Below are 237 nucleotides of genomic sequence, written 5' to 3'. Positions count from 1 at the left end.
TTCGTCAGCCTCTTTCTTTTCTAGTTCTTTTTTCTTTTCGCTATCTTTTTGTTCTTCATTGTTAGAGGCAACTTTTGTACTAGTTGCTGTCGTTTTTTCAGAAGAAGGAGCTGAAATACCTAATAGCGCAACAAAAATGACAAATAATACGGCTGTAATAATAAATTGTTTTTTTGCTACACCTGTTTTCTTAATAACAGATAATATTGCAAGTACAAGGAAGAATATAAATAGAAT

General features: G+C 30.8%; 1 protein-coding gene. It reads right to left on the bottom strand.

Annotated elements, in window-relative coordinates:
• Positions 1-237: AC76 family protein (locus tag MR167_RS32370; protein ID WP_276575839.1), on the bottom strand; the 237-nt coding region annotated here is incomplete at both ends.

Origin of the sequence: Bacillus cereus group sp. BfR-BA-01355, assembly GCF_022663675.1 — a bacterium.
Classification (GTDB): domain Bacteria; phylum Bacillota; class Bacilli; order Bacillales; family Bacillaceae_G; genus Bacillus_A; species Bacillus_A thuringiensis_S.
Note: the sequence above shows the minus strand (reverse complement) of the source record. Positions and strands in the feature narration are given on the sequence as shown.